Genomic DNA, 17,627 nt, shown 5'->3' with positions numbered 1-17,627 from the left:
CATGGCTGACTCGACTCTCGCGCTCGACGTCGTGAAGGCAGACGGCAAGAAGGCCGGCTCCGTGGAGCTGCCCGCCGCGCTGTTCGACGTCAAGACGAACATCCCCCTCATCCACCAGGTCGTCGTCGCGCAGCTCGCGGCGGCTCGCCAGGGAACCCACTCGACCAAGCGTCGCGGTGAGGTCTCCGGTGCCGGCCGCAAGCCCTTCAAGCAGAAGGGCACGGGTAACGCCCGTCAGGGCTCGATCCGCGCGCCGCACATGACCGGTGGTGGCATCGTCCACGGTCCGAAGCCGCGCAACTACTCGCAGCGCACCCCCAAGAAGATGGTCGCCGCCGCCCTGCTGGGCGCGCTCAGCGACCGGGCTCGCGGCGGGCGCCTGCACGTCATCGACTCGTTCGGCATCGAGGGTGCGCCCTCGACCAAGGCCGCTGCGGCGGTCCTGGCTCAGCTCGCGCCCACCAAGAACGTCATGGTCGTCATCACGCGTGATGACGAGCTGAGCGTCAAGAGCGTCCGCAACCTCGCGTACGTCCACGTGCTCACGTTCGACCAGCTCAACGCCTACGACGTGCTCGTCTCCGACGACATCGTCTTCACCAAGGCCGCCTACGACGCGTTCGTCGCTGCGAAGGCCGGCGCCACCGAGGAGGTCTCGGCATGACCGCCGTCAACAAGGACCCGCGCGACATCATCCTGAAGCCGGTCGTCTCCGAGAAGAGCTACGGGCTCATCGACGAGGGCAAGTACACGTTTCTCGTAGACCCGCGCGCCACCAAGACCGAGATCAAGCTCGCCATCGAGAAGATCTTCGGCGTCAAGGTCGCGTCGGTGAACACGCTCAACCGCCCGGGCAAGGCCCGCCGCACCCGCTTCGGCACCGGTAAGCGCAAGGACACCAAGCGCGCCATCGTGAGCCTGAAGTCGGGCACCATCGACATCTTCACGGCCGTCGGCTGACAGCTGGGATAGAGGACTAGAGACATGGCTATTCGCAAGTACAAGCCCACGACCCCCGGTCGTCGCGGTTCGTCGGTCGCCGACTTCGCTGAGATCACCCGGTCGACGCCCGAGAAGTCGCTCCTTCGCCCGCTGGCGAAGACCGGTGGTCGCAACAACCAGGGCCGCATCACGACCCGTCACATCGGTGGTGGCCACAAGCGCCAGTACCGCGTGATCGACTTCCGTCGCAACGACAAGGACGGGATCAACGCCAAGGTCGCTCACATCGAGTACGACCCCAACCGCACCGCGCGCATCGCGCTGCTGCACTACGTCGACGGCGAGAAGCGGTACATCCTCGCCCCGAACAAGCTGTCGCAGGGTGACATCGTCGAGTCGGGCGCCGGCGCCGACATCAAGCCCGGCAACAACCTGCCCCTGCGCAACATCCCGACCGGTACGGTCATCCACGCCATCGAGCTCCGTCCCGGTGGCGGCGCGAAGATGGCGCGCTCGGCCGGTGCGTCCGTCCGCCTCGTGGCGAAGGACGGCCCGTACGCGCAGCTGCGTCTGCCCTCGGGTGAGATCCGCAACGTCGACGCGCGCTGCCGCGCCACCATCGGCGAGGTCGGCAACGCCGAGCAGTCCAACATCAACTGGGGTAAGGCCGGCCGTAACCGCTGGAAGGGCATCCGCCCGACCGTCCGCGGTGTCGCCATGAACCCGGTCGACCACCCGCACGGTGGTGGTGAGGGTAAGACCTCCGGTGGACGTCACCCCGTCACTCCTTGGGGTCAGGCCGAGGGTCGTACCCGGCACCCCGACAAGGAAAGCGACAAGTTGATCGTTCGCCGTCGCAACGCCGGCAAGAAGCGGAAGTAGGAGTAGAGGAAGATGCCTCGCAGCCTTAAGAAGGGCCCCTTCGTCGACGAGCACCTGCTTCGCAAGGTCGTCTCGCAGAACGAAGCCGGTACCAAGAACGTCATCAAGACCTGGTCGCGTCGTTCGATGATCATCCCGGCCATGCTGGGTCACACCATCGCCGTTCACGACGGACGCAAGCACATCCCCGTGTTCGTGTCCGAGACCATGGTCGGTCACAAGCTGGGCGAGTTCGCGCCCACCCGCACCTTCCGCGGCCACGAGAAGGACGACAAGAAGGGCCGTCGCCGCTGACGCGGCGACGCTCTCAGAGAGAGGAAGAGGAGGAGTACAAATGGTGGAATCCATCGCACGCGTGAAGCACATCCGCGTGACCCCTCAGAAGGCTCGTCGTGTCGTCGCGCTCATCAAGGGCAAGCAGGCTCAGGAGGCTCTCGCCATCCTGAAGTTCGCTCCCCAGGGTGCCAGCGAGCCCATCTACAAGCTCGTGGCCGCTGCGGTCGCGAACGCTCGTGTGAAGGCCGACAAGGACAACGAGTTCCTGGACGAGCAGGACCTGTACGTGAAGAACGCGTACGTGGACGAGGGCACGACGCTCAAGCGTTTCCAGCCCCGCGCCCAGGGTCGCGCGTTCCAGATCAAGAAGCGCACCAGCCACATCACGGTCGTGCTCTCGACCCCCGAGGTCGCCGAGTCCGCCCCGGCTGCCCAGACCAAGAAGGCGAGCAAGTAATGGGACAGAAGGTCAACCCGTACGGCTTCCGCCTCGGCATCACCACCGACCACGTGTCGCGTTGGTTCTCGGACTCCACCAAGCCCGGGCAGCGTTACGCCGACTACGTGGCGGAGGACGTCAAGATCCGTCGCCTCCTGACGACGTCGCTCGACCGTGCCGGCGTGAGCAACATCGAGATCGAGCGCACGCGTGACCGCGTCCGCGTCGACATCCACACCGCCCGTCCGGGCATCGTGATCGGCCGCCGCGGCGCCGAGGCCGAGCGCATCCGTGCCGACCTCGAGAAGCTCACCGGCAAGCAGATCCAGCTGAACATCCTCGAGGTCAAGAACCCCGAGGCCGACGCACAGCTGGTCGCTCAGGGCATCGCCGAGCAGCTCTCCGCCCGTGTGGCCTTCCGCCGCGCGATGCGCAAGGGTCTGCAGGGTGCCCAGCGCGCCGGTGCCAAGGGTGTCCGTATCCAGGTCTCCGGCCGCCTCGGCGGCGCCGAGATGAGCCGGTCGGAGTTCTACCGCGAAGGCCGTGTGCCCCTGCACACCCTCCGCGCGAACATCGACTACGGCTTCTACGAGGCGAAGACCACCTTCGGCCGCATCGGCGTGAAGGTCTGGATCTACAAGGGCGACCTCACCAACAAGGAGCTCGCTCGCGAGCAGGCCAACGCGCCGAAGTCACGTCGTGACGACCGCGGTGGCGACCGTCGCCGTGGCCCGCGCAGCGAGGCCCCCGTCGCAGAAGGAGCGTCTGCCTGATGCTTATTCCCCGCAAGGTCAAGTACCGCAAGCAGCACCACCCGAAGCGCGACGGCGCCGCCACCGGCGGCACCACGGTCAGCTTCGGTGAGTTCGGCATCCAGGCCCTCACGCCCGCCTACGTGACGAACCGTCAGATCGAGTCCGCTCGTATCGCCATGACGCGTCACATCAAGCGTGGTGGAAAGGTGTGGATCAACATCTACCCCGACCGTCCGCTCACCAAGAAGCCGGCCGAAACCCGCATGGGTTCCGGTAAGGGTTCCCCCGAGTGGTGGGTCGCCAACGTCAAGCCGGGTCGCGTCCTCTTCGAGGTCGCGGGCGTCAACGAGCAGCTCGCTCGCGAGGCCCTGACCCGTGCCATCCACAAGCTGCCGCTCAAGGCACGCATCATCAAGCGCGAGGAGGGCGACGCGTAATGGCCGTCGGCACCAAGACGCTCGCCCCGAGCGAGCTGGACACGTTCGAAGACCAGCGCCTCGTGGAGGAGCTGCGCAAGGCCAAGGAAGAGCTGTTCAACTTGCGCTTCCAGTCGGCCACCGGCCAGCTCGAGAGCCACGGCCGCATCCGTGCGGTCAAGCGCGACATCGCGCGGCTCTACACCGTCATCCGCGAGCGGGAGCTCGGCATCCGTGCCACCCCCGCCCCGGTCGAGACGGCCACCAAGGCGAAGAAGAGCAAGGCCAAGAAGGCGGACGAGTCCGCTGAGGCCGCGAAGGAAGAGGCCGAGTGATGGCTGAGAAGAAGGATGCCGCTGCGGCGCCCGTGGCCGCCGGTCACGAGTCCGCCGAGCACGACGTCCGCGACGTCAACGCCCGTGGGTACCGCAAGGCCCGCCGTGGCTACGTCGTCAGCGACAAGATGGACAAGACGATCGTCGTCGAGGTCGAGGACCGCGTGAAGCACCCCCTCTACGGCAAGGTCATCCGCCGCACGTCGAAGGTGAAGGCTCACGACGAGCAGAACACCGCCGGCATCGGCGACCTCGTCCTCATCAACGAGACCCGTCCGCTCAGCGCCACCAAGCGCTGGCGCCTGGTCGAGATTCTCGAGAAGGCGAAGTAAGCAATGATCCAGAACGAGTCTCGCCTGAAGGTCGCCGACAACACCGGCGCCAAGGAGCTCCTCACGATCCGTGTGCTCGGTGGGTCCAACCGCCGCTACGCGGGTGTCGGGGATGTCATCGTGGCGACCGTCAAGGACGCGATCCCGGGCGGCAACGTCAAGAAGGGCGATGTGGTCAAGGCCGTCATCGTCCGCACCGTCAAGTCGACCCGTCGTCCCGACGGTTCGTACATCAAGTTCGACGAGAACGCCGCCGTCATCCTGAAGAACGACGGGGAGCCCCGCGGCACCCGCATCTTCGGCCCGGTCGGCCGTGAGCTTCGCGACAAGAAGTTCATGAAGATCGTCTCGCTGGCACCGGAGGTCATCTGATCATGGCGCACATCAAGAAGGGTGACCTGGTTCAGGTCATCAGTGGCCGTAAGCAGGACAAGGGCGGCGACCGCGGCAAGCAGGGCAAGGTCCTCGAGGTCCTCGTCGAGCAGAACCGCGTGGTCGTGGAGGGCGTGAACTACGTCACCAAGCACACCCGCGTCGGCCAGTCGCAGCGCGGCACCAAGACGGGCGGCATCGAGACGATGGAAGCCCCGATCCACATCTCCAACGTGGCGATCGTCGATCCGTCGACGAAGAAGCCGACCCGTGTCGGCCGTCGCGTCGAGGAGCAGACGAAGGACGGCGTCAAGCGCACCGTCCGCGTCCGCTACGCCAAGAAGAGCGGCAAGGACCTCTGAACATGAGCAACGCAACTGCCGCGGTGGCTGGCAAGATCCAGCCCCGCCTGAAGCAGAAGTACCAGGCCGAGATCAAGAAGGCCCTGCAGGAGGAGTTCGGTTACGCGAACGTCATGCAGATCCCCGGTCTCGTCAAGGTCGTCGTCAACACCGGTGTCGGTGAGGCTGCGCGCGACAGCAAGGTGATCGATGGTGCGGTCGACGACCTCACCAAGATCACCGGCCAGAAGCCGGTCGTCACCAAGGCCCGCAAGTCCATCGCGCAGTTCAAGCTGCGCGAGGGCCAGGCCATCGGTGCCCACGTCACCCTTCGCGGTGACCGCGCGTGGGAGTTCGTCGACCGTCTCGTCAACCTCGCTCTGCCCCGCATCCGCGACTTCCGCGGACTGTCGGCCACGCAGTTCGACGGCAACGGCAACTACACCTTCGGTCTCCAGGAGCAGTCCGTGTTCCACGAGATCAACCAGGACAAGATCGACCGCGTCCGCGGTTTCGACATCACGATCGTCACGACGGCCAAGACGGATGACGAGGGTCGGGCGCTCCTGAAGCACCTGGGCTTCCCGTTCAAGTCGGCCGACGCTCAGGCGTGATCCGATAAGATCGATCGTTCGGCCTCGGGGCGTGCTCCGGGGCCGAACGACTGCACAACTGAATATCGCTCATTCATAGAAGGTCGCCTGTCGTGTAACGGCAGTCGAAACCTCATGACTAAAGGAACACACTTATGACGATGACAGACCCGGTCGCAGACATGCTGACCCGTCTGCGCAACGCGAACTCGGCGCAGCACGACTCCGTCGCGCTGCCGAGCTCGAAGCTCAAGACGCACATCGCCGAGATCCTCCAGCAGGAGGGCTACATCTCCGGCTGGGAGGTCTCCGACGCCCGTGTCGGCCAGACCCTCACTCTGACCCTGAAGTACGGCCCGAACCGCGAGCGGTCGATCGCCGGCATCAAGCGCGTCTCGAAGCCCGGCCTCCGCGTGTACGCGAAGTCGAACGAGCTTCCCAAGGTCCTCGGTGGCCTCGGTGTCGCGATCCTGTCCACCTCCTCTGGCCTCCTCACGGACCGCCAGGCCGAGCAGAAGGGCGTCGGCGGGGAAGTCCTCGCCTACGTGTGGTGATCTGACATGTCGCGTATTGGACGTCTTCCCATCGACATCCCCGCCGGTGTGACCGTCACGGTCTCCGGCCAGGACGTCGCCGTCAAGGGCCCCAAGGGTGAGCTGTCGCTCACCGTGGCACAGCCCATCGAGGTCAAGGTCGAGGAGAACCAGGTTCTGGTCTCCCGCCCCGACGACGAGCGCGAGTCGCGTGCTCTCCACGGGCTCACCCGCACCCTCATCAACAACAACATCATCGGCGTGACCCAGGGCTACACCAAGGGCCTCGAGGTCGTCGGCACCGGTTATCGCGTCGCCCAGAAGGGCACGGCGGTCGAGTTCGCGCTCGGCTTCTCGCACCCGGTTCTGGTCGAGGCTCCGGCGGGCATCACGCTCACCGTCGAGGGCAACAACAAGGTGACCGTCGCCGGTATCTCGAAGCAGGCCGTCGGCGAGGCAGCTGCCAACATCCGCAAGATCCGCAAGCCCGAGCCGTACAAGGGCAAGGGTGTGCGGTACGCGGGCGAGGTCGTTCGCCGCAAGGCCGGAAAGAGTGGTAAGTAACCATGGCTCTCAAGTCGAAGTCCGACGCACGTTCGCGTCGTCACGCCCGTCTTCGCAAGAAGATCGTGGGCACCGAGGCGCGTCCGCGTCTCGTCGTGACCCGCTCCGCCCGCCACGTCTTCGTCCAGCTGGTCGACGACAGCAAGGGCTTCACCGTCGCATCGGCCTCCACCCTCGAGGTCGACCTGCGCACGTTCGAGGGTGACAAGACCGCCAAGGCCCGCAAGGTCGGCGAACTCGTCGCTGAGCGTGCGAAGGCTGCCGGCATCGACACGGTCGTGTTCGACCGCGGCGGTAACCGCTACGCGGGCCGCGTCGCTGCGATCGCCGACGGCGCTCGCGAAGGAGGTCTGAACCTGTGACCGAGAACAAGGAGAACGAAGTGACCGCGACCGAGCAGCCCGCTGCGGCTGCGGCTACGGCCGAGGCGCCCGCCGAGCGCGAGCGCGAGCCGCGCCGCGGTGGCCGCGAGCGCAGCCAGACCCGCGACCGCAACTCGCGTGACCGGGGCGACAACCAGTTCCTGGAGCGCGTCGTCACGATCAACCGCGTGTCGAAGGTCGTCAAGGGTGGTCGCCGGTTCAGCTTCACGGCGCTCGTCGTCGTGGGCGACGGCAACGGCCTCGTCGGCGTCGGCTACGGCAAGGCGCGTGAGGTCCCCCTCGCCATCTCGAAGGGTGTCGAGGAGGCCAAGCGCAACTTCTTCCGCGTGCCGCGCGTCGGCTCCAGCATCCCGCACCCCGTCCAGGGTGAGGCTGCTGCCGGTGTCGTGCTGCTGCGTCCGGCCGCTGCCGGTACCGGTGTCATCGCCGGTGGTCCGGTTCGCGCCGTCCTCGAGTGCGCCGGCATCCACGATGTGCTGTCGAAGTCGCTGGGTTCGTCGAACACGATCAACATCGTGCACGCGACCGTCGCAGCGCTGAAGCAGCTCGAAGAGCCGCGCGCCGTCGCTGCGCGTCGTGGTCTCGACTTCGACCAGGTCGCCCCCGCGCGTCTGGTCCGTGCCGAGGCTGACGCTGCCAAGGCTGCAAAGGTGGGTGCATGATGGCTGCTCGTCTGAAGGTGACCCAGGTCAAGTCCAAGGTGAGCGAGAAGCAGAACCAGCGTGACACGCTGCGTTCGCTCGGTCTGAAGCGGATCAACGACTCCGTCGTTCGTCCCGATGACGCGCAGACGCGCGGGTACATCAAGACCGTCGCGCACCTCGTGAAGGTTGAGGAGATCGACTGATGGCTGAGAAGAAGGACGAGACGGTCGAGACCGTCGAGCCCAAGGCCAAGAAGCCGGCAACCCGGAAGGCTGCGGCAAAGCCCGCCGCCGAAAAGGCTGCCCCGAAGAAGGATGCGGCGCGCCCCGGCGTGCTGAAGGTCCACCACCTGCGTCCGGTCCCCGGTGCCAACGTCGCGAAGACCCGTGTCGGTCGCGGTGAGGGCTCGAAGGGTAAGACGTCGGGCCGCGGTACCAAGGGTACGAAGGCTCGTTACCAGGTCAAGGTGGGCTTCGAGGGTGGGCAGATGCCCCTCCACATGCGTACGCCGAAGCTGCGCGGGTTCAAGAACCCGTTCCGCGTCGAGTACCAGGTGGTCAACCTCGACAAGCTCGCGGAGCTGTACCCCAACGGTGGCGACGTCACCGTGACCGACCTCGTCGCCAAGGGAGCCGTGCGCAAGAACGAGAAGGTCAAGGTGCTCGGCACCGGCGACATCTCGGTCGCGCTGACGGTCTCCGTCGACAAGGTCTCGGGTTCGGCCGAGCAGAAGATCGTTGCCGCCGGCGGTTCGATCAAGTAATCACGTGCCAGGGGCCGGAGGGTAACCTCCGGCCCCTGTTGCCGTATGTTGGAATGCGGCGTGCCCCGGCGCGCCCGGCATCCCACTGGAGGAAATCCCTTTGTTCAGCGCCATCGCGCGGGTCTTCCGCACTCCGGATCTCCGTCGGAAGATCGGTTTCACGCTCGGCATCATCGCCATCTACCGATTCGGCGCGCACATCCCGGCTCCGTTCGTGGACTTCCCGAACGTGAAGACCTGCCTCGACCAGTCCGGGTCGACCGAGGGCCTGCTCTCGCTGGTGAACCTGTTCTCGGGCGGTGCGCTGCTGCAGCTGTCGATCTTCGCGCTCGGCGTCATGCCCTACATCACCGGCACGATCATCGTGCAGCTCCTCCGCGTGGTGATCCCTCACTTCGAGACCCTCTACAAGGAGGGTCAGGCCGGCCAGGCCAAGCTCACCCAGTACACCCGTTACCTGACGATCGCGCTGGCTCTGCTGCAGTCGACGACCCTCGTGACCGTCGCCCGTTCGGGTCAGCTCTTCGGCATCACCGGCGTCGCCGAGTGCCAGCAGCTCCTCACCGACGAGGCCTGGTGGGCACAGCTCCTCATGATCGTCACGCTGACCGCCGGTACGGGCCTGATCATGTGGATGGCCGAGCTCGTCACCGAGCGCGGCATCGGCAACGGCATGTCGCTCCTCATCTTCACCTCCATCGCGGCGACCTTCCCGTCGGCGCTGTGGAGCATCGCCGTCGCCCGCAGCTTCGAGATCTTCCTCCTCGTGCTCGCCGTCGGCATCGCGACCGTCGCCCTGGTCGTCTTCGTCGAGCAGTCGCAGCGGCGCATCCCGGTGCAGTACGCCAAGCGCATGGTCGGCCGACGCACCCTCGGCGGCAGCAACACGTACATCCCGATCAAGGTCAACATGGCCGGTGTCGTGCCCGTCATCTTCGCGTCGTCGCTGCTCTACATCCCGGCGCTGATCGCTCAGTTCAACGCCAACCCGGCAGCGGACGGAAGCGTTCCCGGCTGGGTCTCGTGGATCCAGGCGAACTTCGTGAACGGTGACCACCCGCTCTACATGGCGGTGTACTTCCTGCTCATCATCGGGTTCACCTACTTCTACGTCGCGATCACGTTCAACCCCGTCGAGGTCGCCGACAACATGAAGAAGTACGGCGGGTTCATCCCCGGCATCCGTGCGGGTCGTCCCACCGCGGAGTACCTCGACTACGTCCTCACCCGCATCACCCTGCCGGGTTCCATCTACCTGGGCCTCATCGCCCTGCTTCCGCTCCTGGCCCTCGCGACGGTGGGTGCCAACCAGAACTTCCCGTTCGGTGGTGCCTCGATCCTCATCATCGTCGGTGTGGGTCTCGAGACGGTGAAGCAGATCGACGCCCAGCTCCAGCAGCGCCACTACGAAGGACTCCTCCGATGACGCAGACCCCCGCCCGCCTCCTGATCATCGGCCCGCAGGGCTCGGGCAAGGGGACGCAGGGGGCGCGGATCGCCGATCTGCTCGGCATCCCCACGGTCTCCACCGGCGACGTCTTCCGCGCGAACGTCAAGGACGGCACCGAGCTCGGCCTCAAGGTCAAGGCGATCATCGACGCCGGCGACCTCGTGCCCGACGAGCTGACGAGCGAGATCGTCCGCGACCGCCTGTCGCAAGAGGATGCCGCGCACGGCTTCCTCCTCGACGGGTATCCGCGCAACCTCGCGCAGGTCGGCCACCTCGACGCGTTCCTGGACGGGCGCGGCGAGCCGCTGACGGCGGTCATCGAGCTGTCGGTCCCGCGAGACGAGTCGATCGCGCGCCTCTCGCGTCGCGCTGCGGAGCAGGGCCGCGCCGACGACAACGAGGAGTCGATCGCGAAGCGACTCTCGATCTACGAATCCGAGACGGCGCCGATCCTCGACGTGTACCGCGAGCGGGGGATCGTCGACGAGATCGACGGTGTCGGATCGCTCGATGAGATCACCGCGCGCATCACCGCAGCGCTCGCGGCGCGCGGCATCTCCGCCTGATGGTCTTCGGGCGCTCCATCTACAAGACACCCGCGCAGCTGCGTGCGATGGTCGAACCGGGGCTCATCACCGCCGCGGCCCTCGACGCCGTGCGTCCGGCTGTCCGAGCCGGCGTGACGACCGCGGAGCTGGACGCCATCGCGGAGCGGACGATCCTCGCCCGCGGAGCGGAGTCGAACTTCCAGCTGGTCCGCGGGTACCACCACACGACCTGCATCTCGGTGAACCAGGAGGTCGTCCACGGCATCCCCGGTGACCGGGTCCTGCAGCCCGGCGACATCGTGTCCATCGACTGCGGTGCGCAGTTCGACGGGTGGAACGGTGATTCGGCCATCACGATCGTCGTGCCCGACCCTGACCGGCCCGAGCTCGTCGAGCGTCGTCAACGGCTGTCGGATGTGACCGAGGGGTCGCTGTGGGCCGGGATCGCCGCGCTCGCGTCGGCTTCGCGCGTCGGCGAGATCGGCGACGCGGTGCAGACCTACGTCGAGGCGTCGGGGGAGGGGTACGGCATCCTCCGTGACTACGTCGGTCACGGGATCGGCCGCAAGATGCACGAGGGCCCGACCGTCTTCAACTACCGCGTCGCGGACCTCGGCCCGGAGGTGCGACCGGGGCTGTGCGTCGCGATCGAGCCCATGATCGTGGCCGGAGACGAGTCGACCCTGGTCGAGGACGACGACTGGACCGTCAGCACCGTCGACGGCGAGGACGGCTCCCATTGGGAACATAGCGTCGCGGTGCACGATGGAGGCATCTGGGTGCTGACCGCCCCCGACGGCGGCGCCGCGGGACTCGCGGCCTTCGGCATCACCCCCACACCGATCTCCTGAGGAGGACACGCACATGGCGACGGCCACCGGCAAGACCAACTGGTTCGCGATCTGGGTCAGTGTCGCCGTGGTCGCGGTCCTGGCGGGTGTCGTCGCGGTCGTCGCGGTGCTGAACTCCCAGGCGTCGGACCCCGGTCCCGTCCCGCAGGCCAGCGGCATCAACCGCGAGACCGGAGCGATCACCTTCGGTGACGGTCCCGACAAGGTCGCGACCTACGTCGACTTCATGTGCCCCTACTGCGGTCAGTTCGAGGAGACCGAGGGCAAGACGATCTCGGGTCTCGTCGACGACGGCAGCATCACGCTCGAGGTGCACCCGGTCACGATCCTCGACCGGCTCTCGCAGGGCTCGGAGTACTCGAGCCGTGCGGCATCCGCCATGTACGCCGTCGCCGAGGCCGACCCCGACAACGCCTACGCCTTCTTCCGGGCGCTGTGGGACAACCGGCCCGAGGAGCAGACCCCCGGACTGACCGACGACGAACTCATCCAGATCGCGAAAGATGCCGGTGTCGACATGACCGCGGATCTCGAGAAGTCGATCACGGACCACGAGTACGTCAGCTTCGCCCAGTCGCAGGAGCTGCCCGAGGGTGCCACGGGAACCCCCACCCTCCTCGTGAACGACGAGCTCGTCCCGGTCACCTACGACCCGCAGGCCGACATCCTCTCGCGACTGTCCGCGGGCTGAGCACGCAGGCGACACGCAGAGTGGCGGGTCGTCCCGATATCACGTACACTAAATCTTTGGTGCGTTGCGCCTGTTTCGGCGTGTCACCACAATCCCCACTCACCGCAGACCGACCGGTCTGCCAACTGTAAGCGAGCGTATGGCGAAGAAAGACGGTGTCATCGAGATCGAGGGTGTGATCTCCGAGGCTCTCCCGAACGCGATGTTCCGCGTCGAGCTGAGCAACGGTCACAAGGTCCTGGCCACGATCTCCGGAAAGATGCGGCAGAACTACATCCGCATCATCCCCGAAGACCGCGTCGTCGTGGAGCTCTCGCCTTACGACCTCACGCGCGGTCGCATCGTCTACCGCTACCGCTGAGACCGGTCGAGAAGTAACGCCCCGCACACCCGTGTGCGTCGGCGAAGACAGCGAATCAGGAAAATCATGAAGGTCAACCCCTCCGTCAAGCCCATCTGCGACCACTGCAAGGTCATCCGTCGCCACGGTCGCGTCATGGTCATCTGCAAGTCGAACCCGCGTCACAAGCAGCGCCAGGGCTGATGGGATGCCGCGCCCCGGCGCGGCCTCGCAGGCTCACAACTGAACACATCTCGGCAGGATCAGAACCCGCTCAGCGGGGGACACCTCGGGTCGGAGGCCCGGGCACCGATCCTGCTCCACACCTCCACTGACTCCTAGGAGACATCGCATGGCACGTCTTGCCGGCGTTGACATCCCGCGCGACAAGCGCGTGGTGATCGCCCTCACCTACATCTACGGCATCGGCCGTACCCGCTCCGTCGAGATCCTCAGCTCGACCGGCATCGACGAGTCGATCCGCGTCAAGGACCTCACCGACGAGCAGCTGGTCGCCCTCCGCGACCACATCGAAGGCACCTACAAGGTGGAGGGTGACCTGCGCCGCGAGGTCGCCGCAGACATCCGCCGCAAGGTCGAGATCGGCTCGTACGAGGGTATCCGCCACCGTCGCGGCCTGCCCGTGCGCGGCCAGCGCACGAAGACCAACGCGCGTACCCGCAAGGGTCCCAAGCGCACCGTCGCCGGCAAGAAGAAGGCGCGCTAAAGCGCGGCCGCCACAGGTTTAGGAGAACACTCACATGGCACAGGCCAAGTCCGCTGCGCGCAAGCCGCGCCGCAAGGAGAAGAAGAACATCGCGCTGGGCCAGGCCCACATCAAGTCGACGTTCAACAACACGATCGTCTCGATCACCGACCCCTCGGGTGCGGTCATCAGCTGGGCTTCCTCGGGTGGCGTCGGCTTCAAGGGCTCGCGCAAGTCGACCCCGTACGCTGCCGGCATGGCCGCCGAGTCCGCTGCGCGTCAGGCGCAGGAGCACGGCGTCAAGAAGGTCGACGTCTTCGTCAAGGGCCCCGGCTCGGGCCGCGAGACCGCGATCCGTTCGCTGACCGCTGCCGGCCTCGAGGTCGGCTCGATCCAGGACGTCACGCCCCAGGCACACAACGGCTGCCGCCCCCCGAAGCGCCGCCGCGTCTGATCCTCGACGGATGCCGGGGGTGGCGACGTGCGTCGCGCCCCGGCATCCCGGACACAACTCAACACTTCACCAACTGCACGTGTCATATAGCGGTCACGTGACTGAAAGGAACACATAGTGCTCATTGCACAGCGTCCCACTCTGACCGAGGAGAAGGTCGGCGACTTCCGTAGCCGATTCGTCATCGAGCCCCTCGAGCCGGGCTTCGGCTACACGATCGGCAACGCGCTGCGCCGCAGCCTGCTGTCGTCGATTCCGGGTGCCGCGGTCACCAGCATCCGCATCGACGGCGTGCTGCACGAGTTCAGCACCGTCCCGGGTGTCAAGGAGGATGTCACCGAGATCATCCTCAACATCAAGCAGCTGGTGGTCTCCAGCGAGCGCGACGAGCCCATCACCGCCTACCTGCGCAAGACGGGCGCCGGCGAGGTCACGGCCGCCGACATCTCCGCTCCCGCGGGTGTCGAGGTCCACAACCCCGAGCTGGTCATCGCGACGCTCAACGATTCGGCGAAGTTCGAGCTCGAGCTGACGATCGAGCGCGGCCGCGGCTACGTCTCGGCCACGCAGAACCGCAACGAGTACGCCGAGGCCGGTCAGATCCCGATCGACTCGATCTACTCGCCCGTCCTCAAGGTCAGCTACCGCGTCGACGCCACCCGTGCCGGTGAGCGCACCGACTTCGACAAGCTCGTCCTGGATGTCGAGACCAAGTCCTCGATCAGCCCCCGCGACGCCGTCGCCTCGGCCGGTCGCACGCTGGTCGAGCTGTTCGGTCTCGCCCGCGAGCTGAACGTCGAGGCCGAGGGCATCGAGATCGGCCCTGCGCCGGTCGCCGAGGTCCTGACCAACGAGCTCTCGATGCCGATCGAGGACCTCGACCTGTCGGTCCGGTCGTACAACTGCCTCAAGCGCGAGGGCATCAACACGGTGTCCGAGCTCGTCGCCCTCTCGGAGACGCAGCTCATGAACATCCGCAACTTCGGTCAGAAGTCGGTCGACGAGGTCAAGGACAAGCTCGTCTCGCTCGGTCTGTCGCTGAAGGACTCGGTCCCCGGGTTCGACGGTGCGCACTTCTACGGCGGCTACGACGACGAGACCGTCTGATCGGACTCCGGTTCGCCCCGGTCCACTGACTGAATTTCTTTCCAGGAGTAATTGACATGCCCAAGCCCACGAAGGGTGCCCGCCTCGGTGGCGGCCCCGCCCACGAGCGTCTTCTGCTTGCGAACCTCGCTGCCGCGCTGTTCACGCACAAGTCGATCACCACGACCGAGACCAAGGCCAAGCGTCTGCGTCCGTTCGCCGAGCGCCTGGTGACGTTCGCCAAGCGCGGCGACCTGCACGCACGCCGCCGCGTCCTGTCGGTCATCGGCGACAAGAGCGTCGTGCACGAGCTCTTCGCCGAGATCGCGCCGCTGGTCGCCGAGCGTGAGGGTGGCTACACCCGCATCACGAAGGTCGGCAACCGCAAGGGCGACAACGCCCCCATGGCCGTGATCGAGCTCGTCCTCGAGCCCGTCACCCCGAAGGCGAAGTCGTCGAAGAAGGCTGCTCCGGCTGCCGCTGCGCCGGCCGCCGAGGAGCCCGCTGCCGAGGAGACCGAGGTCGAGACGCCCGCTGAGGACGCCGCTGACGCCGGTGCCGAGTCGCCCGAGGAGGGCGCCGCTGCCGAAGCCACCGCCGAGGACGCCGTCGCGTCCGAGGACGAGAAGGCCGAAGAGGCCAAGTAAGGCTCCCTCCCCGGAGGGAATCCGAGGGCCCGCCCCCGTTTCGGGGCGGGCCCTTTCTCGTGCCCGCGCGACGCGTCTCCGGCTTCGCCCCTGCGTCGACATCATGTGCTCGGAACGAGGACACACGCTGCGTACGGGTCGCGACGTGTGTTCTCGTCGCGAGCACATGATGCGGGCACCGGTCCAGGGCGGACGAGGCGGCGCCGCCGCGCGCCTCCCGGCGGGACGGCGGCCTCAGCGCGGGGAGCCGAACGCCTTGGCGACGGCCCACTGGGCGAGCTCGACGCGGTAGCGGAGCTGCGCACGGCCGTTCTCGACGCTGTCGATCGCCTCGGCGACCGTGTCGGCGTATCGCTGCCCGCCTCGGGCGCCGGGGTGGATGCCGTCGCCCGCCAGCAGGTCCTCGTGACCGGCGATCGCCCCCGACCAGTCGGCGATCGCGACGCCGGGCGTGTGCGCGGTGAAGGACTCCAGCTCCTCGTTCACGCCCGGGATCCAGTCGCGCGGAGCGTGGGCGGTCACGAGGACGAGGGTGCGGTTCGGACCGACATCCTTCTTCAGCCGGGCCAGGTCGTCGGGATCGACCGGTCCGTTTGTTCCGAGCCCGACGACGACGTAGTCGCGCAGTTGTCCCTGTGCGGCGAGACGATCGACGACGGCGACACCGGCACCCATCGACCGTGAGACCTTCGCGTCGATCTCGGCGCCCGGCATCCGGTCGAGCAATCCTCCGGCCGAGGCGAGCATCACCGAGTCGCCCACGGCGGTCACCCGGGCGCCCGCGACGCGGATCTCGGCGGGAGGCGCGGGGCGGCCGTCCGGCGGCGCGCAGAGCCCGTCGTCGTCGCTCAGGTGCGCGGACGGGCATTCGGGCCGCAGGACGGCACCGTCGCTGCGGACGGCGACGCCGGGCAGCGTCGCGTGATGCGAACGAGCGGATGCCGCGTCGAGGGCGGCGCGCCCGTCGCGGACGGCGGCTTCGCTCGAGGCCATCGGGGGCGCGTCGGCGACGGCCGCCGTGGTGCCGGCGGCGACGAGGACGCCGGCGGCGATCGCGGTCGTCGCGGCGAGGCGGCGCACCGGACCCCCGCGGAACGCCCGGCCGACGGTGAGAAGCGACGCGCGGAAGCCCAGCCGGCGCACCGGCTGCTCGATGAAGCGGAACGACACCTCCGCGGCGAGGAGGGTGAGGGCCAGGGTGAGCAGAGCGACCTCGAGCGGCACGGCGACGTCGGGTGACGAGCGCGTGGTCGCGACCGTCAGGATCACCACGAGCGGCCAGTGCCAGAGGTAGATCCCGAAGGAGCGTTCCCCGATCCATCGCAGCGGCGCGGCGTCCAGCGCGCGTCCGAGGCGCGAGCCCGGGCGCACGGCGCCCGCGATGGCGACCACGGTGAGGACGGATGCCGCGACCAGCAGCCCCGGGAAGGTCTCCACCCCGTCGCCCGGGGTCACGAACGCGAGGGCGACGATGCTCGCGAGGGCAGCGCCGCCGACGACAGCGGGCACCCCGCGCCCGCGCTCGGCCGGCCGGGCGAAGGCGAGCGCGACGCCGAGCAGCAGCCCGAAGGCGTGCGTGTCGGTGCCGTAGTACACCCGCGTCGCCCCGTCGCCCGAGAGCAGCACCGCGACGACAGCGGATGCCGCAGCCAACCCGACTGCGACCGTCGCGCGGCCGCGACGCAGCCGCAGGACGAGGGGGAGCAGCAGCGGCCACAGCAGGTAGAACTGCTCCTCGACGGCGAGCGACCAGAGGTTGCGGAGCAGTTCGGGGGCGGAGGAGTCGAGACCTCCGCCGAAGTACGACGACCCGTTCGCGACGGCGACCCAGTTGTACGAGAAGGTCGCTGCGCCCAGAAGCTGCCCGCCGAGGCCGACGAGGATGTCGCCACCGACCATCCAGGCGAGCGAGGCGGCCACGAGGACGACGACTCCGATCGAGGGCAGGAGACGCCGGGCACGGCGCCGCCAGAAGTCCACGAGACCGATGCGTCCGTGCGCCTTCCGCTCGCGCAGGAGGAGGGTGGTGATGAGGAAGCCCGAGAGCACGAAGAACACGTCGACGCCGAGGAACCCGGCGGGGAGGGCCGGGAACAGGTGATAGACGACGACGAGCAGCACGGCGACGGCGCGGAGTCCGTCGAGGCCTGACAGGCGCGCGGAAGGAGGTCGAGTCATGTCGGGGCAGCGGGGGAGGTCGAGGGCGAGTGGGCGGTTCGCGGCATCCAGTCTAGGTCGGCATCCTGGACGGGCCCGCCTCTTCCCGCCCCGCCCGCTGCCGGAT

Annotated in this window: 29 protein-coding genes; 28 read left to right on the top strand and 1 reads right to left on the bottom strand. The window is 67.5% G+C overall.

Going from position 1 to position 17,627, the window contains the following annotated elements; translation table 11 throughout:
• The first annotated feature begins 1 nt into the window (after position 1).
• The 28 genes from rplD to rplQ all read left to right on the top strand — a co-directional run bounded on the left by rplD (position 2) and on the right by rplQ (position 15,343).
• Positions 2–664 carry a 50S ribosomal protein L4 gene (gene rplD / locus ACIGEP_RS08150; RefSeq protein ID WP_396661126.1) on the top strand — a complete coding sequence of 221 codons (663 nt, stop codon included), beginning with the start codon at positions 2–4 and terminating at the stop codon, positions 662–664.
• Positions 661–960, top strand: a complete 300-nt coding sequence (rplW, locus tag ACIGEP_RS08145) for a 50S ribosomal protein L23 (RefSeq protein ID WP_018187350.1) — start codon at positions 661–663, stop codon at positions 958–960. Before rplD ends, rplW begins: the two co-directional genes overlap by 4 nt.
• Positions 961–984: 24 nt before the next feature.
• Positions 985–1,824, top strand: coding sequence for a 50S ribosomal protein L2 (gene rplB, locus ACIGEP_RS08140; RefSeq protein WP_396661125.1), 840 nt, complete (start codon positions 985–987; stop codon positions 1,822–1,824).
• Positions 1,825–1,836: 12 nt separating this feature from the next.
• Positions 1,837–2,118, top strand: coding sequence for a 30S ribosomal protein S19 (rpsS, locus tag ACIGEP_RS08135; RefSeq protein ID WP_018187348.1), 282 nt, complete (start codon positions 1,837–1,839; stop codon positions 2,116–2,118).
• Positions 2,119–2,158: 40 nt separating this feature from the next.
• Positions 2,159–2,557 (top strand): 50S ribosomal protein L22, encoded by a 399-nt coding sequence (gene rplV / locus ACIGEP_RS08130; protein ID WP_064003329.1) that lies wholly within the window; start codon positions 2,159–2,161, stop codon positions 2,555–2,557.
• Positions 2,557–3,312, top strand: coding sequence for a 30S ribosomal protein S3 (gene rpsC, locus ACIGEP_RS08125; RefSeq protein ID WP_064003328.1), 756 nt, complete (start codon positions 2,557–2,559; stop codon positions 3,310–3,312). The genes rplV and rpsC overlap by 1 nt, the downstream gene beginning before the upstream one ends.
• Positions 3,312–3,731 carry a 50S ribosomal protein L16 gene (gene rplP / locus ACIGEP_RS08120; protein ID WP_217528404.1) on the top strand — a complete coding sequence of 140 codons (420 nt, stop codon included), beginning with the start codon at positions 3,312–3,314 and terminating at the stop codon, positions 3,729–3,731. The genes rpsC and rplP overlap by 1 nt, the downstream gene beginning before the upstream one ends.
• The gene (rpmC, locus tag ACIGEP_RS08115) at positions 3,731–4,045 is read left to right on the top strand and encodes a 50S ribosomal protein L29 (RefSeq protein WP_018187344.1); all 315 of its coding nucleotides are present in this window, start codon (positions 3,731–3,733) and stop codon (positions 4,043–4,045) included. The genes rplP and rpmC overlap by 1 nt, the downstream gene beginning before the upstream one ends.
• Positions 4,045–4,377: a 30S ribosomal protein S17 gene (gene rpsQ, locus ACIGEP_RS08110; RefSeq protein ID WP_251581804.1), complete on the top strand. Its 333-nt coding sequence runs from the start codon at positions 4,045–4,047 to the stop codon at positions 4,375–4,377. Before rpmC ends, rpsQ begins: the two co-directional genes overlap by 1 nt.
• Positions 4,378–4,380: 3 nt before the next feature.
• Complete coding sequence (gene rplN / locus ACIGEP_RS08105; protein WP_064003326.1) at positions 4,381–4,749, top strand: 50S ribosomal protein L14; 369 nt, start codon at positions 4,381–4,383, stop codon at positions 4,747–4,749.
• Between the two features lie 2 nt (positions 4,750–4,751).
• The gene (gene rplX / locus ACIGEP_RS08100) at positions 4,752–5,111 is read left to right on the top strand and encodes a 50S ribosomal protein L24 (protein WP_396661124.1); all 360 of its coding nucleotides are present in this window, start codon (positions 4,752–4,754) and stop codon (positions 5,109–5,111) included.
• 2 nt (positions 5,112–5,113) lie between these two features.
• Positions 5,114–5,704 (top strand): 50S ribosomal protein L5, encoded by a 591-nt coding sequence (gene rplE, locus ACIGEP_RS08095; RefSeq protein WP_396661123.1) that lies wholly within the window; start codon positions 5,114–5,116, stop codon positions 5,702–5,704.
• Positions 5,705–5,838: 134 nt separating this feature from the next.
• The gene (rpsH, locus tag ACIGEP_RS08090) at positions 5,839–6,237 is read left to right on the top strand and encodes a 30S ribosomal protein S8 (RefSeq protein ID WP_396661122.1); all 399 of its coding nucleotides are present in this window, start codon (positions 5,839–5,841) and stop codon (positions 6,235–6,237) included.
• Between the two features lie 6 nt (positions 6,238–6,243).
• Positions 6,244–6,780: a 50S ribosomal protein L6 gene (gene rplF / locus ACIGEP_RS08085; protein WP_396661121.1), complete on the top strand. Its 537-nt coding sequence runs from the start codon at positions 6,244–6,246 to the stop codon at positions 6,778–6,780.
• Positions 6,781–6,782: 2 nt separating this feature from the next.
• Positions 6,783–7,142, top strand: coding sequence for a 50S ribosomal protein L18 (gene rplR / locus ACIGEP_RS08080; RefSeq protein WP_251581810.1), 360 nt, complete (start codon positions 6,783–6,785; stop codon positions 7,140–7,142).
• On the top strand, positions 7,139–7,825 hold the full coding sequence (rpsE, locus tag ACIGEP_RS08075; protein ID WP_020098643.1) for a 30S ribosomal protein S5: 687 nt from the start codon (positions 7,139–7,141) through the stop codon (positions 7,823–7,825). The genes rplR and rpsE overlap by 4 nt, the downstream gene beginning before the upstream one ends.
• Positions 7,825–8,010, top strand: a complete 186-nt coding sequence (gene rpmD, locus ACIGEP_RS08070) for a 50S ribosomal protein L30 (RefSeq protein ID WP_020098644.1) — start codon at positions 7,825–7,827, stop codon at positions 8,008–8,010. Before rpsE ends, rpmD begins: the two co-directional genes overlap by 1 nt.
• The gene (rplO, locus tag ACIGEP_RS08065) at positions 8,010–8,570 is read left to right on the top strand and encodes a 50S ribosomal protein L15 (RefSeq protein ID WP_396661120.1); all 561 of its coding nucleotides are present in this window, start codon (positions 8,010–8,012) and stop codon (positions 8,568–8,570) included. The genes rpmD and rplO overlap by 1 nt, the downstream gene beginning before the upstream one ends.
• 100 nt (positions 8,571–8,670) lie before the next feature.
• Positions 8,671–9,996 (top strand): preprotein translocase subunit SecY, encoded by a 1,326-nt coding sequence (gene secY / locus ACIGEP_RS08060; protein WP_064003319.1) that lies wholly within the window; start codon positions 8,671–8,673, stop codon positions 9,994–9,996.
• Complete coding sequence (locus ACIGEP_RS08055) at positions 9,993–10,586, top strand: adenylate kinase (protein ID WP_396661119.1); 594 nt, start codon at positions 9,993–9,995, stop codon at positions 10,584–10,586. The genes secY and ACIGEP_RS08055 overlap by 4 nt, the downstream gene beginning before the upstream one ends.
• A complete protein-coding gene (gene map / locus ACIGEP_RS08050; RefSeq protein WP_396661118.1) occupies positions 10,586–11,419 on the top strand; it encodes a type I methionyl aminopeptidase in 834 nt (277 codons plus the stop codon). Before ACIGEP_RS08055 ends, map begins: the two co-directional genes overlap by 1 nt.
• Positions 11,420–11,432: 13 nt before the next feature.
• Entirely contained in the window at positions 11,433–12,110 is a 678-nt protein-coding gene (locus ACIGEP_RS08045; protein WP_396661117.1) for a DsbA family protein, read from the top strand.
• A gap of 139 nt (positions 12,111–12,249) precedes the next feature.
• Positions 12,250–12,471 carry a translation initiation factor IF-1 gene (gene infA, locus ACIGEP_RS08040; protein WP_017201569.1) on the top strand — a complete coding sequence of 74 codons (222 nt, stop codon included), beginning with the start codon at positions 12,250–12,252 and terminating at the stop codon, positions 12,469–12,471.
• A gap of 66 nt (positions 12,472–12,537) precedes the next feature.
• Positions 12,538–12,654: a 50S ribosomal protein L36 gene (rpmJ, locus tag ACIGEP_RS08035; protein ID WP_005050492.1), complete on the top strand. Its 117-nt coding sequence runs from the start codon at positions 12,538–12,540 to the stop codon at positions 12,652–12,654.
• Positions 12,655–12,802: 148 nt separating this feature from the next.
• The gene (gene rpsM / locus ACIGEP_RS08030; RefSeq protein ID WP_251581832.1) at positions 12,803–13,177 is read left to right on the top strand and encodes a 30S ribosomal protein S13; all 375 of its coding nucleotides are present in this window, start codon (positions 12,803–12,805) and stop codon (positions 13,175–13,177) included.
• A 34-nt stretch (positions 13,178–13,211) separates the two neighbouring features.
• Positions 13,212–13,610, top strand: coding sequence for a 30S ribosomal protein S11 (gene rpsK, locus ACIGEP_RS08025; RefSeq protein WP_018171470.1), 399 nt, complete (start codon positions 13,212–13,214; stop codon positions 13,608–13,610).
• A gap of 117 nt (positions 13,611–13,727) precedes the next feature.
• A complete protein-coding gene (locus tag ACIGEP_RS08020; protein ID WP_251581834.1) occupies positions 13,728–14,717 on the top strand; it encodes a DNA-directed RNA polymerase subunit alpha in 990 nt (329 codons plus the stop codon).
• Positions 14,718–14,773: 56 nt separating this feature from the next.
• Entirely contained in the window at positions 14,774–15,343 is a 570-nt protein-coding gene (rplQ, locus tag ACIGEP_RS08015) for a 50S ribosomal protein L17 (protein ID WP_396661116.1), read from the top strand.
• A 234-nt stretch (positions 15,344–15,577) separates the two neighbouring features.
• Here rplQ and ACIGEP_RS08010 read toward each other — a convergent pair whose 3' ends face one another.
• Positions 15,578–17,521, bottom strand: coding sequence for an acyltransferase family protein (locus ACIGEP_RS08010; RefSeq protein ID WP_396661115.1), 1,944 nt, complete (start codon positions 17,519–17,521; stop codon positions 15,578–15,580).
• Between the last annotated feature and the right edge of the window lie 106 nt (positions 17,522–17,627).

This window comes from Microbacterium sp. NPDC077663, from assembly GCF_044542795.1.
Classification (GTDB): domain Bacteria; phylum Actinomycetota; class Actinomycetes; order Actinomycetales; family Microbacteriaceae; genus Microbacterium.
The sequence above is the reverse complement of the archived record's forward strand: the minus strand, read 5'-3'. Positions and strand labels throughout refer to the sequence as shown.

Excerpts from the sequence above, each read along its gene's own strand:
- rplD (WP_396661126.1), top strand. The coding sequence starts at position 2 with ATGGCTGACTCGACTCTCGCGCTCGACGTCGTGAAGGCAGACGGCAAG.
- rplW (WP_018187350.1), top strand. The coding sequence starts at position 661 with ATGACCGCCGTCAACAAGGACCCGCGCGACATCATCCTGAAGCCGGTC.
- rplB (WP_396661125.1), top strand. The coding sequence starts at position 985 with ATGGCTATTCGCAAGTACAAGCCCACGACCCCCGGTCGTCGCGGTTCG.
- rpsS (WP_018187348.1), top strand. The coding sequence starts at position 1,837 with ATGCCTCGCAGCCTTAAGAAGGGCCCCTTCGTCGACGAGCACCTGCTT.
- rplV (WP_064003329.1), top strand. The coding sequence starts at position 2,159 with ATGGTGGAATCCATCGCACGCGTGAAGCACATCCGCGTGACCCCTCAG.
- rpsC (WP_064003328.1), top strand. The coding sequence starts at position 2,557 with ATGGGACAGAAGGTCAACCCGTACGGCTTCCGCCTCGGCATCACCACC.
- rplP (WP_217528404.1), top strand. The coding sequence starts at position 3,312 with ATGCTTATTCCCCGCAAGGTCAAGTACCGCAAGCAGCACCACCCGAAG.
- rpmC (WP_018187344.1), top strand. The coding sequence starts at position 3,731 with ATGGCCGTCGGCACCAAGACGCTCGCCCCGAGCGAGCTGGACACGTTC.
- rpsQ (WP_251581804.1), top strand. The coding sequence starts at position 4,045 with ATGGCTGAGAAGAAGGATGCCGCTGCGGCGCCCGTGGCCGCCGGTCAC.
- rplN (WP_064003326.1), top strand. The coding sequence starts at position 4,381 with ATGATCCAGAACGAGTCTCGCCTGAAGGTCGCCGACAACACCGGCGCC.
- rplX (WP_396661124.1), top strand. The coding sequence starts at position 4,752 with ATGGCGCACATCAAGAAGGGTGACCTGGTTCAGGTCATCAGTGGCCGT.
- rplE (WP_396661123.1), top strand. The coding sequence starts at position 5,114 with ATGAGCAACGCAACTGCCGCGGTGGCTGGCAAGATCCAGCCCCGCCTG.
- rpsH (WP_396661122.1), top strand. The coding sequence starts at position 5,839 with ATGACGATGACAGACCCGGTCGCAGACATGCTGACCCGTCTGCGCAAC.
- rplF (WP_396661121.1), top strand. The coding sequence starts at position 6,244 with ATGTCGCGTATTGGACGTCTTCCCATCGACATCCCCGCCGGTGTGACC.
- rplR (WP_251581810.1), top strand. The coding sequence starts at position 6,783 with ATGGCTCTCAAGTCGAAGTCCGACGCACGTTCGCGTCGTCACGCCCGT.
- rpmD (WP_020098644.1), top strand. The coding sequence starts at position 7,825 with ATGGCTGCTCGTCTGAAGGTGACCCAGGTCAAGTCCAAGGTGAGCGAG.
- rplO (WP_396661120.1), top strand. The coding sequence starts at position 8,010 with ATGGCTGAGAAGAAGGACGAGACGGTCGAGACCGTCGAGCCCAAGGCC.
- ACIGEP_RS08055 (WP_396661119.1), top strand. The coding sequence starts at position 9,993 with ATGACGCAGACCCCCGCCCGCCTCCTGATCATCGGCCCGCAGGGCTCG.
- map (WP_396661118.1), top strand. The coding sequence starts at position 10,586 with ATGGTCTTCGGGCGCTCCATCTACAAGACACCCGCGCAGCTGCGTGCG.
- ACIGEP_RS08045 (WP_396661117.1), top strand. The coding sequence starts at position 11,433 with ATGGCGACGGCCACCGGCAAGACCAACTGGTTCGCGATCTGGGTCAGT.
- infA (WP_017201569.1), top strand. The coding sequence starts at position 12,250 with ATGGCGAAGAAAGACGGTGTCATCGAGATCGAGGGTGTGATCTCCGAG.
- rpmJ (WP_005050492.1), top strand. The coding sequence starts at position 12,538 with ATGAAGGTCAACCCCTCCGTCAAGCCCATCTGCGACCACTGCAAGGTC.
- rpsM (WP_251581832.1), top strand. The coding sequence starts at position 12,803 with ATGGCACGTCTTGCCGGCGTTGACATCCCGCGCGACAAGCGCGTGGTG.
- rpsK (WP_018171470.1), top strand. The coding sequence starts at position 13,212 with ATGGCACAGGCCAAGTCCGCTGCGCGCAAGCCGCGCCGCAAGGAGAAG.
- rplQ (WP_396661116.1), top strand. The coding sequence starts at position 14,774 with ATGCCCAAGCCCACGAAGGGTGCCCGCCTCGGTGGCGGCCCCGCCCAC.
- ACIGEP_RS08010 (WP_396661115.1), bottom strand. The coding sequence starts at position 17,521 with ATGACTCGACCTCCTTCCGCGCGCCTGTCAGGCCTCGACGGACTCCGC.